This window comes from Vannielia sp. SX4 (assembly GCF_052828525.1).
Window position 1 is genome coordinate 1,771,885 of record NZ_CM128247.1, and the last position, 14,414, is coordinate 1,786,298.

Annotated in this window: 16 protein-coding genes; 3 read left to right on the forward strand and 13 right to left on the reverse strand. The window is 68.7% G+C overall.

Translation table 11 applies throughout. From position 1 onward, the window contains the following. Positions 1-142 precede the first annotated feature (142 nt). Positions 143-1,921 carry an SLC13 family permease gene (locus ACUXVX_RS08840; RefSeq protein ID WP_446311233.1) on the forward strand — a complete coding sequence of 593 codons (1,779 nt, stop codon included), beginning with the start codon at positions 143-145 and terminating at the stop codon, positions 1,919-1,921. A gap of 72 nt (positions 1,922-1,993) precedes the next feature. Here ACUXVX_RS08840 and ACUXVX_RS08845 read toward each other — a convergent pair whose 3' ends face one another. Continuing rightward, positions 1,994-2,884, reverse strand: coding sequence for a LysR family transcriptional regulator ArgP (locus ACUXVX_RS08845; protein ID WP_446311234.1), 891 nt, complete (start codon positions 2,882-2,884; stop codon positions 1,994-1,996). Between the two features lie 89 nt (positions 2,885-2,973). Here ACUXVX_RS08845 and ACUXVX_RS08850 point away from each other — a divergent pair, with 89 nt between their 5' ends. Then, positions 2,974-3,579: a LysE/ArgO family amino acid transporter gene (locus ACUXVX_RS08850; protein ID WP_446311235.1), complete on the forward strand. Its 606-nt coding sequence runs from the start codon at positions 2,974-2,976 to the stop codon at positions 3,577-3,579. Between the two features lie 51 nt (positions 3,580-3,630). Beyond that, the gene (locus tag ACUXVX_RS08855; protein WP_446311236.1) at positions 3,631-4,551 is read left to right on the forward strand and encodes a DMT family transporter; all 921 of its coding nucleotides are present in this window, start codon (positions 3,631-3,633) and stop codon (positions 4,549-4,551) included. 20 nt (positions 4,552-4,571) lie between these two features. On the opposite strand, the gene ACUXVX_RS08860 is transcribed toward ACUXVX_RS08855, so the two are convergent. The 12 genes from ACUXVX_RS08860 to ACUXVX_RS08915 form a co-directional block, all read right to left on the reverse strand. Then, positions 4,572-5,240 (reverse strand): SDR family oxidoreductase, encoded by a 669-nt coding sequence (locus ACUXVX_RS08860; RefSeq protein WP_446311237.1) that lies wholly within the window; start codon positions 5,238-5,240, stop codon positions 4,572-4,574. A 1-nt stretch (position 5,241) separates the two neighbouring features. After that, on the reverse strand, positions 5,242-5,700 hold the full coding sequence (locus ACUXVX_RS08865; RefSeq protein ID WP_446311238.1) for a DUF1178 family protein: 459 nt from the start codon (positions 5,698-5,700) through the stop codon (positions 5,242-5,244). 32 nt (positions 5,701-5,732) lie between these two features. Continuing rightward, complete coding sequence (locus ACUXVX_RS08870) at positions 5,733-6,254, reverse strand: NUDIX hydrolase (RefSeq protein WP_446311239.1); 522 nt, start codon at positions 6,252-6,254, stop codon at positions 5,733-5,735. 101 nt (positions 6,255-6,355) lie between these two features. Beyond that, on the reverse strand, positions 6,356-7,609 hold the full coding sequence (locus tag ACUXVX_RS08875) for a 3-deoxy-D-manno-octulosonic acid transferase (protein ID WP_446311240.1): 1,254 nt from the start codon (positions 7,607-7,609) through the stop codon (positions 6,356-6,358). Positions 7,610-7,677: 68 nt separating this feature from the next. After that, the gene (locus ACUXVX_RS08880; RefSeq protein ID WP_446311241.1) at positions 7,678-8,775 is read right to left on the reverse strand and encodes a thiolase family protein; all 1,098 of its coding nucleotides are present in this window, start codon (positions 8,773-8,775) and stop codon (positions 7,678-7,680) included. Continuing rightward, on the reverse strand, positions 8,775-9,929 hold the full coding sequence (locus ACUXVX_RS08885) for an AMP-binding protein (RefSeq protein WP_446311242.1): 1,155 nt from the start codon (positions 9,927-9,929) through the stop codon (positions 8,775-8,777). The genes ACUXVX_RS08880 and ACUXVX_RS08885 overlap by 1 nt, the downstream gene beginning before the upstream one ends. Continuing rightward, a complete protein-coding gene (locus ACUXVX_RS08890; protein WP_446311243.1) occupies positions 9,926-10,738 on the reverse strand; it encodes a metal ABC transporter permease in 813 nt (270 codons plus the stop codon). The genes ACUXVX_RS08885 and ACUXVX_RS08890 overlap by 4 nt, the downstream gene beginning before the upstream one ends. 44 nt (positions 10,739-10,782) lie before the next feature. Continuing rightward, the gene (locus ACUXVX_RS08895; RefSeq protein WP_446311244.1) at positions 10,783-11,532 is read right to left on the reverse strand and encodes a metal ABC transporter ATP-binding protein; all 750 of its coding nucleotides are present in this window, start codon (positions 11,530-11,532) and stop codon (positions 10,783-10,785) included. After that, positions 11,529-12,014 (reverse strand): transcriptional repressor, encoded by a 486-nt coding sequence (locus ACUXVX_RS08900; protein WP_446311245.1) that lies wholly within the window; start codon positions 12,012-12,014, stop codon positions 11,529-11,531. The genes ACUXVX_RS08895 and ACUXVX_RS08900 overlap by 4 nt, the downstream gene beginning before the upstream one ends. A gap of 55 nt (positions 12,015-12,069) precedes the next feature. Then, positions 12,070-12,513 carry a D-aminoacyl-tRNA deacylase gene (gene dtd, locus ACUXVX_RS08905; protein ID WP_446311246.1) on the reverse strand — a complete coding sequence of 148 codons (444 nt, stop codon included), beginning with the start codon at positions 12,511-12,513 and terminating at the stop codon, positions 12,070-12,072. Beyond that, a complete protein-coding gene (locus tag ACUXVX_RS08910; RefSeq protein ID WP_446311247.1) occupies positions 12,510-13,436 on the reverse strand; it encodes a carbohydrate kinase family protein in 927 nt (308 codons plus the stop codon). The genes dtd and ACUXVX_RS08910 overlap by 4 nt, the downstream gene beginning before the upstream one ends. A gap of 112 nt (positions 13,437-13,548) precedes the next feature. Next, the gene (locus ACUXVX_RS08915) at positions 13,549-14,355 is read right to left on the reverse strand and encodes a nucleotidyltransferase domain-containing protein (protein WP_446311248.1); all 807 of its coding nucleotides are present in this window, start codon (positions 14,353-14,355) and stop codon (positions 13,549-13,551) included. Positions 14,356-14,414 lie beyond the last annotated feature (59 nt).

The following is a 14,414-nucleotide window of genomic DNA, read 5'->3' on the forward strand; positions in this document are numbered from 1 at the left end:
GGGCCTCCGTTGCGTGCTGGTTGGCTGATCTGGCGGGCTATATAGGGCAGAGGCGGGGCCGGGGGCAAGGTGCGTGGCGGGTTTCCTTCCGGCAGCGCGGGGGCCATGATCGGCCGAAAGAATTTTCAGGGGGCGGGCCCAGGTGACGGGTGATCAGGTAACACTCTTCGTGCTTTTCGGGGCGGTCTTCGGGCTGCTGCTTTGGGGGCGCTTTCGCTATGACCTCGTGGCCTTCGCGGCGCTCATGGCCGGGGTCGTGCTGGGCGTGGTGCCCTCGGACCGGGCCTTCGAGGGCTTCGGCCACCCGGCGACGCTGGTGGTGGCGCTGGTGCTGGTGGTTTCGGCTGGCCTTGTGAACTCGGGCGCGGTGCTGCTGATCACGCGCACGCTGGTGTCATCGACCCGCCGCTTGGGCGGGCATATCGCGCTGATGGGCGGCGTGGGCGGCGTGCTGAGTGCTTTCATGAACAACGTGGCGGCGCTGGCGCTTCTGATGCCGGTGGACATTCAGACCGCGCGGAAGGCGGGGCGTTCGCCGGGGCTGTCGCTGATGCCGCTCAGCTTTGCCACCATTCTCGGCGGCATGGCCACGCTCATCGGAACACCGCCTAACATCATCATCGCCTCGGTGCGCGGCGATGCGCTTGGTGAGCCGTTCAGGATGTTCGACTTTGCCCCGGTGGGCGGGCTGACGGCGCTGGCGGGGCTGGCCTTTGTGGCGCTCGGCGGTTGGAGGCTGATCCCTTCGACCGGGGACGGAGCGGGCGCGGTCTCGGAGAGCGAGGTGAAGAATTACATCGCCGAGCTGACGGTGCCGGAGGGCTCCAAGTTCGTGGGCCAGAGGGTGCGCGATGTCGAAGAGCTGGCGGCCAAGGCGGACGTGGGCGTGCTGGGCCTCGTGCGCGGCGGCAAGCGGCTTTATGGGGCTCAGCGGCTGACGAAGATCGAGGCGGAGGATGCGCTGGTGCTGGAGGCGGTGCCGGATGCGCTGGACGAGTTCCGGGCCTCGCACGCGCTGGTCTTCTCCGACGAGAAGCGCCGGGAGTTGCTGGCCGAGGCTGGCGCCGGGCTTGGGCTGATCGAGGTGGTGGTGCCAGAGGATTCGCGCATTGCCGGGCGCTCCGCGCATGGGATCGGGCTGAGCTGGCGGCAGCGGACGATTCTGATGGGTATCTCGCGGCAGGGCAAGCGGATCACCAGCCAGGTGCGCAAGGAGATCGTGAAACCGGGTGACATCTTGCTGTTGCTTGCGCCCAATGACCGGACGGCGGAGGTGACCGCTTGGATCGGCGCCTTGCCGCTGGCCGACCGGGGCCTTGCGGTGACACAGGACAGCAAGACATGGCTCGCCATCGGGCTTTTTGCCGCCGCGGTGGCTGCGGCGTCCTTCGGGCTGCTATATCTGCCGGTGGCGCTGGGGATCGTAGTGGTGGGCTACGTGCTGACCAAGATTCTCAGCCTGAGCGAGCTTTATGACCACATCGAGTGGCCGGTGGTCGTGCTGCTGGGGTCGATGATTCCGCTGGGTGCGGCGCTGGAGGAATCGGGCGGCACCGAGCTGATCGCGGGCGGGCTCGTGGGGTTGACGGAAGGATGGCCGGCCTGGGCAATTCTGACGATCCTGATGGTCGTCACGATGACGCTCTCGGACGTGCTGAACAACACCGCGACGGCGATCGTGGCTGCCCCGATCGGGATACAGATGGCGAACTCGCTTGGCGTTTCGGCGGACCCGTTTTTGATGGCAGTGGCGGTGGCGGCCTCCTCGGCGTTTCTGACCCCCATCGGGCACAAGAACAACACGCTGATCCTCGGGCCAGGGGGCTACTCGTTTGGCGACTACTGGCGCATGGGGCTGCCGCTTGAGATCCTCGTGGTGGCGGTATCGATCCCGCTCATTCTGGTGTTCTGGCCATTGTGATGGGGCGCATGTGAAGGCGCGCGCGGGTGGAAAATTCTTCACGAAGGATTTTCGGGCCGGGGAGAATATTCCCTAAAATTCTTCCCGGGCGGGCGGCACGAGATGGGCGCGGGCGGCGGCGCGGACCGAGGCTGTGAGGTCCGCCAGCGCCGGCGCGGCAAGGCGGGAGACCAGCCAGTAGAGCGGGCGGTCCACGGTGAGGCCGGGTTTCATATCGACCAGTGAGCCATCGGCGAGGTGCGGTGCTGCGAGCGGGGCCGGGTTGAGGCCCCAGCCGAGGCCCGTGCGGGCGGCATCGATGAAGGCCGAGGTTGCGGGCAGGGTGTGATGGGGCGGAGAGGGTTGCGCTCCGGTTGCGGCCTGCATCCACTGGCTTTGCAGCCGGTCCTTGGCGGAGAAGCTCAGGCAGGGCGCGCGAGCGAGGGCCTCTGCCGTTGGACCATGCGGGAAGTGGCGTGCGGCGAAACCCGGGGCGCAGGTGGCGTGGTAGCGCAGGGCGCCCAAAGCGTGCACGTCGCAGCCCTGCACCGGCCCGGGGAGAGCAGAAATGGCGGCCAGCACCTCGCCGCGGCGGAGCCAGTCGGCGGAGTGATCCTCATCATCCAACACCAGATCGAAGCTGATGCCATCCACTCCGGCCATGGCGTCGATGAACCATGTGGCGAGGCTATCGGCATTGACGGCGAGGCGCAGGGTGGCCGGGGCGGCGGGCTGCCCGAGATCGGCGGCGAGCGCACGGGCGAGGAGGCCCATCTCTTCGGCATGGCGATAGAGGCGGGCGCCGGTTTCGGTGGCCTCGCAGGGCGTCGTGCGACGGATCAGTGGTGTGCCCATCTGCTCTTCCAGTTTCCGGATGCGCTGGGAGATGGCGGGCGGCGTGACGTTGAGCTGCGCGGCGGCGCCCTCGAAACTGCCGGTGCGGAGCACGGCGTGGAGGGCGAGGAGGGCCGGGTCGGTAAACATAAGCTATGCTTAATCCGGATCAGTTAAATTCACTAGGTTTATCCAACGCAGTCCCGTAGCACGCCCTGACACCAGACGGAGACGGACAGATGTGGGATGCGGCGATTGCGGGGTTCTCCCTGAGCCTTGGGCTGATTCTGGCGATCGGGGCACAGAATGCGTTTGTGCTTAGGCAGGGGCTGAAGCGGGCCTATGTGTTCGAAGTCGCGCTGACCTGCGCGCTTTCGGACGCGGTGCTGATCAGCCTCGGCGTTGCCGGGTTCGCCACGCTGGCCGATGTCATGCCCTCGCTGCTGCCGTGGTTCCGCTGGGGTGGCGCGGCGTTTTTGGTGGCCTATGGGGCGCGGAGCTTTTGGGCGGCGTGGCGCGGAGGCGAGGCGTTGGAGAGTGCGGGCAATGGCGGGCAGACGCGGCTGGCGGCTTTGGCGACCTGCCTCGCGCTGACATGGCTCAACCCGCATGTCTACCTCGACACGCTGGCGCTGCTAGGCTCGATCTCGACGCGCTATGCGCCGCATGAGCTGGCCTTCGGGGCGGGGGCGGCTATCGCCTCTTTCACCTTCTTTTTCACGCTGGCCTATGGCGCCCGGCTGCTCGCCCCGATCTTTGCCCGACCCACGGCATGGCGGGTGCTGGATGTGGGCATCGGGGTGGTGATGTGGGTGATCGCGGCAGGGCTGATCCTGGGGGCGTGACGCGGGGCCACCCCGGTTGACCTTGTCGCATGACTCCCGCACATAGTTCACATGGCAACGGTTTCTCCCGATACAGCAGCACCCAATCGCCCCGTTGCGGGCGTGCTCTGGATGGTTGTGACCGGCGTTCTCTTCGTCGCCGTGACGGCCTCGGTGAAGCTGACAGGCGGGAGGGTGCCGGCGCCTCAGGCGGCCTTTTTGCGCTATGCGCTGGGGCTCATCTTTATCCTACCGATGATCCCGGCGATCCGGGCCGACCGGCTCGGCATACGGGAGTTGAAGATCTTCGCCGGGCGCGGCGCGGCGCATACCGTGGGGGTCATGCTCTGGTTCTACGGGATGAGCACGATCACCATCGCGGAAGTGACGGCGCTCAACTACATGTCGCCGGTTTATGTGACGCTGGGAGCGGTGATCTTCTTGGGAGAGAAGATGGCTCTGCGGCGGATCCTCGCGGTGATGGCGGCGCTCATCGGGGCGATCATCATCCTGCGGCCGGGCTTCAGGGAGCTGCAGGCAGGGCATTGGGCCATGGTTGGCGCGGCACTGTGCCTTGCGGCGAGCTATATCGTGGCCAAGCAGATCTCGGACCGGGTGAGCGCGGCGACGCTGGTGGCGATGCTTTCGGTGACGGTATCGATCGGGCTCGTTCCCTTTGCATGGGCGGTCTGGGTACCGGTGAGCTGGCACGACCTCGGCATTCTCTTTCTGACGGCGGCCTTTGCCACAGGGGCGCATTACACCATGGGCGTGGCCTTCAAATGCGCGCCGGTGACGGTGACCCAGCCGGTGACCTTCTTGCAGCTGATTTGGGCCGTGGCACTCGGCTACTTCATGTTCGACGAGGGGCTCGACACCTGGGTGATCCTCGGCGGCACGGTGATCATTGCGGCCATCAGCTTCATCACGTGGCGCGAGGCGGTGGTGAGCCGCCGGAAGGTGACGCCGGTTTCGGGTGAAACGAAGTTCTGAGAGGGCGGGCTGCCTGCGCCTTAGAAGGCGTGGGTGTGGCCATCCCACGTGAGGAACTGCCCGGTGGTGGCAGGCGAAAGCTCGGCGATGCGCGCGGCAAGGCCCTCTGCGGCCTCATCTACGGTGATCTCGGCGGCGCTGCCGCCCATATCGGTCTGGACCCAGCCGGGGTGATAGATTCCCACGGCGATGCCTTCCGGCTTCAGGTCGGTCGCGAGGTTGCGCCCGAGGTTCAGCAGCGCGGCCTTGGAGGCGCGGTAGATGTAGCTGCCGCCGGGCGCGCGGGTATCTGAGGCCATTTGCGAGGAAATCAGGGCGATGCGCGGGGCCTGCGCCTTGCGGAGGTTGGGCAGAAGCGCCTGCACCGTGAGGAAGGCGGCGGTGACGTTGACGGTAAAGCTCTCGGCCCACATCTCGGGTGGGTAGCCTCCCTCGAGGCTCTGCCCTTTGTCAGGATAGATGCCGGCATTGCAGACGAGGCGCTCGATTGGAGCGTCCTCCAGCCCGGCGGCGAAGGCTTTGATGGAGGCCGGGTCGGCCATCTCGACTGTGGCCCATGTAACGCCGGGCAGATCGGGCGGCGTCCTGCGGCAGGTGCCGAGCACCGGGCCTTCCGTGGCCAGTCGCTCGGCGAGGGAGCGACCGATGCCGCGGCTCGCGCCGGTGATCACCGCGTGGAAGCCTGCCATCTCAGTTGGTCTTGCGTGCGGAGGTGAAGGGGAGGGGCATGACGGGGATGCCATCTTCGAGAAGGGCCTTGGCATCCTTCAGCCGGGCCTCCCCGTGGACAGAGCGATGCGGCTCGTCGCCATCGTGAATGGCGCGGGCCACGCGGGCAAACTCGCCGCCGACATATTCGCTCTCGCGCTCGACCTTGGCGCGGAGGTCTGCAAGCGCCTTTTCCTGCGGGGTGGAGGCTGTGCTGAGGGGACGCGCTGGCACGGAGGGTGGGGAACCCTCTGAGGCTCTTGCTGGGACGGTGGCCGCCTTGCCGAGACGCGGGGCCATCACCGATTTCTCGACCTCAGCGCCACCGCAGACTGCGCAACTGAGATGCCCCGCGCGGGCGAGAGCATCATAGGCATCGGCGTCGGCGAACCAGCTCTCGAACCGGTGGCCTTCGCGGCATTGCAGCGCATACTTTATCATTGCCTGTTACCTAGCCCTGGCCACATGAAAATTCAATTACCGGTGTCGGAGGTGTGACGCGGTGTGGGCGGGCGGAAACCGGCGAGAATGGCCCGCAATTCAGGCTCTTCGACCTTGCTTGCGGCCTTGCGGACGGAGAACCACTTCCGCTTGCGTTGCTTGCGCTCGGGGAAGCTCTCATGCAGCTCGCTCACCTCGACCGGGAAGACCGCCACCAGGCACGGCAGGCCTTTGCGCGGGCCGGAGACCTTGGTGTAGCTGTAAACGCCGAGGCAGCGCGGGTGGGCCTTGCCCTTGGCCCCAGCTTCCTCCCACGCCTCTTGGGCCGCGGCTTGTGCGCCCGAGCGGCCATCCATCGGCCATCCCTTCGGGATGATCCAGCGTTTGCGCCGCCGGGAGGTGATCAGCAGCACCTCGACCTCGCCCTCGACCACCCGGTAGCAGAGTGCGGCGAACTGGGTGCGCAGCGCACGTTTGGACCGTCCGGCAAGACGGACGGGCACGTGGATCGGCTTGGGATGGCTGATGCGCTTGTTCACGGGGCGGTTGGTCACAAATGGCTCGGCGGGGTCTCTCTGCTGCGATGCTAACATGAGAGGGGCAAGTGACCAGCCGCGCAACCGGGAAATTCACGGAGGCGTCACGGGTTAGGGTGCTAAATGCCTGCAATCGAAGCGATGCGGGCAACAAGTGGCGCGAGATCGGCCTTGCGCGCGTCGGCGGTCTGGAGGGCTATCTCGGCCATGCGGGCCTGCGCCTCGGGGGTGAGCTCTGCGAGCGCATGGGCGAGGGCGGCGGCATCGGAAACCTCGAGCGCGCCACCTGCAGCGTCGAGCGCGGCGAAGGCCTCCGCCTGATTGAACGAGGAGGGGCCGTGCAGCAGGGCGCAGCCGAAGTGGGCGGGCTCCCAAGGCGTGTGGCCGCCTTTCTCCACCAGCGAGCCGCCGGTGAAACAGAGGCCGGAGAGCGCATACCACAGGCCCATCTCACTCATCGTATCGGCAAGGAAAACCGCCGCGCTGCGGGGAGCCTCGCCTGCGGAGCGGGTTGCAAAGGGCAGCCCGGCCTCGGCAATCAGCGCGGCAACCTCCGGCCCGCGCCGGGCATGGCGGGGGGCGAGGATGAGCCGGAGCGCGGGGCGGCTTTGGCGGGCCTTGGTGAAGGCGGTGAGCACTTGCTCTTCTTCGCCCGGGTGGGTCGAAGCCGCGAGCAGGGTATTATCCCGGTCGAAGGCGGGCGCGAGGGCAGCGAGCTTGGCAGGATCGGCAGCGGGGGGCGGGCTGGAGGCCTTGAGGGCGAGGGGCGCGGCGCGGGCCGCCCCGGGCAGGTCGAGGGCGGCGAAACGCGCGGCGCTCTCCTCGTCCTGCGCCGAGAGGCTGGTGATGGAGCCAAGCACCTCTCGGGCCACCACGGGCAGGCGGCCCCAGTGCCCTGCGGAGCGGGCGGAGAGGCGGGCCGAGACGACGATGACCGGAATGCCCCGGGCTTTCAGGGTGGTGAGGCGGTTGGGCCAGAGTTCGTTTTCGATCACCACGAGGGCGCGGGGTGCGTGGGTGGCGAGGAAGCGCCGCAGGGGGCGGCGCAGGTCCACCGGTGCGAGGCGGGCGGTGACGCGGGGCAATGCCCATGCGGTGACCATGTCGCGCCCTGTGGTGGTGTTGGCGGTGACTGTGAGCGAGAGGACCGGGTGGGCTGCCAGCAGCGCGTCCACCAGGCCGCGTGCGGCGGCGAGTTCACCGTTGGAGGCGCCGTGGAGCCAAAGGCGCGGGCCGGGGAGGGGCGGCTCATCGGTGGTGGCGAGGCGTTGGCGCAGGTCTTCCGCGGTCTCACGCCCGCGCATCAGCCGCAGCGCGAAGAGCGCGGCGAGCACCGGGGCGGCGAGCGAGACGAGAAGGCGATAGAGCAGCAAGAGGGGCCCCTTGGCCGGTTGCGTTGGCGGAGCGTTACCCGCCGGGGCGCGGGGTGGCAAGCTGCGGGTCAGGGCCGGGTGAAGAGCGCGGCGCTGCCGAGCCCGCCTGCCGCCGCGATGGCAGCGAGGCCGGTGGAGGGACCGCCGGGCGCGGTCAGGGCGTGAAAGAGGCGGCAGGCGAGGATCGCGCCGGAGGCCCCGATGGGATGCCCGCGTGCGAGGGCGCCGCCCTGCGGGTTGGTGCGGGATTCGGGCAGGCCGGTGGCGTTGAGGGTGGCCAGGGCCTGGGCTGCGAAGGCCTCCATCAGCTCGAATTGGTCGATCTGCTCGGGGGCGAGGTTGGCCTTGGTGAGGACGGCTTGGATGGCGGCTACCGGGGCGAGGCCGGGCTGGGAGGGGTCGCCGCCCAGCATGGCGGAGGGACCGATGTGGACACAGGGCAGGCCGAGAGATTGCGCACGCGCTTCGTTGGTGACGAGGAGGAGAGCGGCGGCATCGGCCTCGGGCGCGGTGTTGGCAGCGGTGATATTGCCCGCGAGGGGCTTGGCGCGGGCCAGAAGGCGCGGCGAGAGGGTGCGGGCGTAGGGATCGGCGGCCAGCCCGGCGAGCGGGGCGATCTCGGGCAGTGGCGGGGCGGCGAGGGCTTTGCGGTGCGACTCTGCGGTGTAGCCATCCTGCGTGGCGCGGGGGATGGCGAGGGCATTGGCGGCCTCAGGCATATCCGGGTCATGGGCCGGGTCTGAAGAGAAGCGGGGGCGCAGGTAGGGCTGAGGCGGGCCGCCGTCCGGGTCGGTTGCCATGCGGAGAGGACGGCGCGAGAAGCTTTCGGCCCCGCCTGCCAGCACGGTGGTGGCATGGCCGCTCTCGATGAGGGCGGCGGCGAGCAGGATGGCATCCAGCCCACCGGTGCATTGCCGGTCGATGGTGAGGCCGCCGACGCGCTCGGGTAGGCCAGCGGCGAGGGCGGCGATGCGGGCGGGGTTGCCGCCTGCGCCGAGGGCGTTGGCGAGGATCAGCTCGTCGATGTCATCTGGGGCGAGCCCTGCATCCGACAGGCAGGCGCGGGCGGCATGGGCGGCGAGTTCGGGCGCATCGATCCGGGCCAAGGCTCCGCCACGCGGGGCAACGGGGGTGCGCCGGGCGGCGATGAGGACGGCGCTGGGCATCAGGGGGTGACCTCTTTGCTGTGCTCATCGGCCAGAAGGACCTCAATTGCAGCGAGGTCGGTCTTGCCGGAGGGGCGGCGGGGCCAAGCCTCCGTGGCGATGCGGTTGAGGCTGCGCGGTCGGGCGAGGGGCGGCAAGGCGGTGAGGGCGGAGGGCTCGAGCTGCGCGGTGCCAGCGTAGGCGGCGACGAGGCGGGTGCCACGGGCCGAATCAGGCCGGGGGAGCACGGCGGCCTCAGTGACGCCGGGGAGGGCGAGGAGCGCGGCCTCGACCTCTTCGAGCTGCACGGTTTGCTCGGCGATCCGCACGGCGCGGTCGGCCCGGCCCGCGAGGTGGAGGTTGCCATCGGTAAGGCGCCCGCGCTCGCCTACGGTGGTGAAGCCACGCGCGTCGCGGTGAGGGTCTGGACCGGTGGCATAGCCTTCGAAGAGATAGGGGCTGCGGAGCCAGACTTCGCCGGTGCCATCGGCGTCCGGATTGCGGATTTCGATCTCGACGCCAGGGTAAGGCGCGCCGTCGAGGGTGATGAAGCTGGTCTCGGCGGCGCCGTAGAAGCTGTGGATCTGCGCCGCAGGGAGGAGTGCGCGGGCGTGTGCCTCGGTCGCCGCATCGAGCGCACCGCCGCCGATGAGCAGACGTGTGACACCGGGCGCGGGCGGGCCGGAGAGCAGGCGGACTTGCGAGGGCGTGGCCCAGAGCAGGGTGATGGCGCGGCTTGCTATGGCTTGTTGCTGGCGGTCGGGGCGCAGGCCGTGGAGCAGGTGTGCTTCTCCGCCTACGTGGAGCGCCTCGAGCGCGCCGTAAAGCGTGAGCGAATGGGCGAGGCTGCCAAGGGTGGCGGCGCGGGTCTGCTCCCCGAGGGACCATGTGGCGCGGTTGACCTCGAAGCTGGCGATCCAGCTGGCTTGCGTGCGACGGATATGCCGGGGAGTGCCTGTGGTGCCGCCCGTGAGGGTCTCGAAGGCGGGCCCGGGCTGCTTCGGGCCAAGGTGGAGCGCGGGCGGGTCGAGGCGGAAGGTGGCGCGTGGTGCGGCGTCCAGGGCGGCGGCGAGCAGTTCCGGCTCGCTTGCAGGGGCGCGCACCGGGCCGAGAGGCTGTGGACCGTCAGGGCCGAAGAGGCGCGCGGTGGGGGCGGCGGTGAAATGGGCGCTCATGGCGCACGGTGCAGCAGAGGGCGCAGGACCGGGCGCAGCAGCATCGTCAGCGCGAAGAAGGCGGCGGCGGTGCAGACAATGGTGGGGCCGGTCGGGCTATCCCACTGATATGACAGGCGCAATCCGCCGAGGGCCGAGATCGTGCCAATGACGGCGGCAAGCGCGGCCATCACCTCCGGCGTGCGGGCCAGCGGGCGGGCGGCGGCGGCGGGCAGGATGAGCAGCGCGGTGATCAGCAGCGCGCCCACGACCTTGATGGCCACGGCAACGGTGAGGGCGAGGGCGAAGACCATCACGAGGTTTTCCCGCCTTGGGTCGACGCCGGAGGCGCGGGCAAGGTCGGGGGATATGACAGAGACCAGCAAGGCCTGCCAGCGCCAGATCAGCACCGCGACGACCAGCAAGGCTCCGCCCCAGATCAGGCCGAGGTCGCTGCGGGAGACGGCAAGGATGTCGCCGAAGAGATAGGCCTCCAGATCCAGCCGCGCGCCGCCGGGAATGAGCGACACAGCAAGGAGGCCGGAGGCGAGGGCGGCATGGGCGAGCACGCCCAGCAGGGTATCGGAGGCGAGGCGGCGGCCTGAGAGTCCGCCGACGGCGAGGCCCATCGCGAGTGCGGCCACGCCGACACCAACCGGAATGGCAATGCCGAAGCCGAGGGAGAGCGCCACGCCGAGCAGTGCGGAATGGGCGGTGGCATCGCCGAAGTAAGCCATGCGCCGCCACACGACGAAGCAGCCCAGCAGGGCGGAAACAAGTGCCACGCCGACACCGGCGAAGGCGGCACGGATGAGGAAATCGTCAAACATCGTGGCTCGGAGGGGCTTTGGGGGCGTGGGTCATGGTGCCGACCTCAATGCGCATGGTCGTGGTGGTGGTGATCGTGGGCATGATCATGGGCGTGGTCGTGCTCGTGCCGATAGAGCGCCAGGGCTCCGCCGGTGCCGTCGCCGAAGAGGGCGCGATACTCGGAGGAGTTGCGCACCACCTCCGGCGAGCCTTCGCAGCAGATGTGGCCGTTGAGGCAGATCACCTTGTCGGAGGCGCTCATCACCACGTGCAGCTCGTGGCTGACCATCACCACGCCGCAGCCTATGCTGTCACGCACGTGTTCGATCTGCTTGTAGAAGGCGGCCTGACCGGGCTGGTCGAGCCCTTGGGTCGGCTCGTCGAGCAGCAGGATCTGCGGCTCGGCCAGAAGGGCGCGGGCGAGCAGGACGCGCTGGAGCTGGCCGCCGGAGAGGTCGGCCAGCTGGCGGTGCTCTAATGCGGCGACCTCGGCATAGCTCAGGGCGCGACCGCGGGCATCGGCGCTCACGCGGCGGGGCAGCGACAGAAAGCGCGCCACGGTCATCGGCAGGGCCGGGTCGAGTGCGAGCTTTTGCGGCACGTAGCCGATCCGCAGGCCGGTCGCACGGGTGATGCTGCCGGAGGCCGGGGGGATGTCGCCGATCAGGGCCTTAAGAAAGCTGGTCTTGCCCGAGCCGTTGGGGCCGACGATCGTGGTGATCTCGCCCGGCTCGAAACCGGCCGACACGCCGGAGAGCACCACCTGGCCGTCGCGTTTGAGGGAGAGGTCGCGAGCCTCGATGAGGGCGGTCATGCCGTGGCCCCGGATTGGCATTGGGGGCAGAGGCCGCGAGCTTCCACGACGGCGTCCTCAACGGTGAAACCGGCATCCTGTGCGTCCGCGCCGAGGGGGGCTTTGTCGGCCAGAGCCTCGGCCACGCGGCCGCAATCGCGGCAGATCAGAAAAGCGGCGCCGTGGCCTTCGGCGGCATCGGGGTGGGAACAGGCGACATAGGCGTTGAGCCGTTCGATACGATGGGCAAAGCCTTGTTCGGTCAGGAAATTCAGCGCCCGATAGGCCACCGGCGGCTTGTCTCCCAAGCCCTCGGCGGCGAGGCGCTCCAGCAGGTCATAGGCGCCAAGGGCCTTGTGGCTCTCCAGCAAGATCTCCAGCGCACGGCGGCGCAGAGGAGTGAGGCGTGCGCCACGCTCGGCGCATGCGGCCTCGGCGGCTGCGAGGGCGGTGGAGACGCAGGCGTGGTGGTCGTGCGGGGCGAAGCCGGTGGGGTCGGACATGAGCGAGGCCGTTACGTTATAACAGAGTGCTACCTAGCCCCGATGGCACTCTGCATCAAGCCTCAGTGTCCAGCCAGATGGTGATTGGGCCGTCGTTCACGAGGCCGACCTTCATATCGGCCGCGAATTGCCCGCGCTGTGTGGGGATGCCGAGATCGGCGAGGGTGTCGGTAAAGTGCTCGTAGAGCGCGCGGCCCGTTTCCGGCGCGGCGGCGGTGGAAAATCCGGGGCGGTTGCCGCGGCGGGTGTCGGCGGCGAGGGTGAACTGGCTTACGACGAGGGCGCTGCCGCCGGTGTCGGTGACCGAGCGGTTCATCTTGCCGTCGTCGTCCTGAAAGATGCGCAGCTTGGAGACCCGGGCGGCGAGCTTTTCGGCCTCGGCCTCGGTGTCGCCCTCCATGGCGCAGACCAGTACCAGAAGGCCCGGCCCGATCTCGGAAATGCGGGTGCCATCGACGGCGACGGAGGCCTCTAGCACCCGTTGCAGCAGGGCCCTCACGCCAGTTCCTCGGCCCAGGGCGGGTTGGCCCCGGCGCGCTGCACGGTCACGCCGGCGGCCTTTACGCCAAGGCGGAGCGCGTCGATCACGACCTCTTTGGGCAGGCCATCGGCAACGGCCTTCTTGGAGAGCGCGCCGGCCCTGTCCAGCCCGGCCAGAACGCCTGCATTGAAGGTGTCGCCCGCGCCGACGGTGTCGATCACCTCGACCCGCTCGGCGAGCACGGTGTGGGCGCCGGAGGCGAGGTAGGCGGTCACGCCCTTGGCGCCTTCGGTGACGCAGATCATCTTCGGCCCCTTGGCCAGCAGTTCCTCAGCATGGGCGGCGGGGTCGGCATCGCCGAACATCCAGCGCAGGTCTTCATCCGACAGTTTGAGAATGTCGGTATGGGCCAGCATCGCCTCGGTGCGGGCGCGATATTCGGCCTCATCGGGGATGAAATCGGGGCGGACGTTCACATCCATCATGATGAGCTTGGACTTGGAGTGGCGCTTCATCAGGGAGAAGTAGGTATCGCAGCAGGGTTTCACGGCGAGGGAAATCCCGCCGAAGAACAAGGCCTTGGCGGCGCGGGGAAGAGCTGGCAGGTCTTTCACCCGGATCATACGGCCTGCGCTGCCCTCATCGAAGAAGGCATATTCGGCCTGGCCATCGGTGAGACGGACGAAGGCCAGCGTGGTGGGGCGGCCCGAGCGGATCAGCAGATCGGGCGTGACCTTGGAGGCCTCGAGCCCGGCGACCAGCTGCTCGCCGAACATATCGGTGGAGACGCCTGAGACGAGCCCGGCCTGCGAGCCGAGGCGGCCGAGCGCGATGGCGGTGTTGAAGACCGACCCGCCGCAGACCGGCAGGAACATGGCTTCGCCGCCCGTGCCTTCACGCGGGAGCATGTCGATCAGGGCTTCGCCTGCGCAGATGATCATGGGGTCCCCTCCGGTGCGCTGTTACCGCTAACAATGCCTTGTTTGCATCGGCTCTAGCCGAAAGGAGGGGCCGGGCGCAAGGGGACAGCGGCGTGGCGCGGCGAGTCCCGGCCTAAGGCAGCTCTAGGCTCAACTCGCGGCGGAGAAGATCGCGGGTGGCGGCCTCGAAGGCCTCCGGCCAGGTGCTGCCAAGTGCTGTGTGGAGCGACCGGGCGCGGGGGAGGAAGGCACCGGCGAGGGCAGTGTAGGCGGCCAGCAGCTCCGCGCGGTCCGGGCCGGGGTAGGGCAGTGCGTTGAGTTGGGCCATGTCTTCCGGCGGCAGAAGGCGGGAAAGGCGGAGGATGCCGCCCTTCTCGGGTTCGGGCACTTCTTCGAGCATCAGGTCCACTAGCATGTCACGCAGCAGCCCCGTGCCTTTGACCAGCAGCACCCATTCCTCCCGGCCCATGCCCACGTGGAGCAGGCCAAGCACGCGGATGAACTCCTGCGTCAGAGCAGAGACCCGCTGGGCAGAGGGCGCGACGGGCGGTTTGGGCCGGGCCAGCATGGCGTGCAGGCCATCCGGGTCGTGCAGTGGCAGGAGCGTGTCGGATGCGCGGGCCAGAAGGTGCTCGCGCGTGGGCAGGGAAAGGTCGATGCGCCGCCATTGCGGGGTGATGGCATTCATGAGCCGACCGTCGAAGCGCACTTGCCAGAGAACTGGCTCGAGGCTGCCGGAGAGGCCGCCTCGCAGGGCCTCTGTCAGCAGCTTCTCGTCGCCGGGCCGGGCCACGGCGACAAGGTCGATATCGGAATAGGCATCCGCCGTACCGCGCCCGTGGCTGCCGCCGAGAAACAGCGCCTCCAGCCCGTCGGACGCCGAGAGGATTTCGGTCAGGGTGCGGATCAGCGGTGCGTCCGGATGGGTCAACCAGGTCATGTGAGGGATTTAAGCAGCCCGGGCGGCCAAGTCATCCGGCAGGGCTGCAAAAGCGCTTT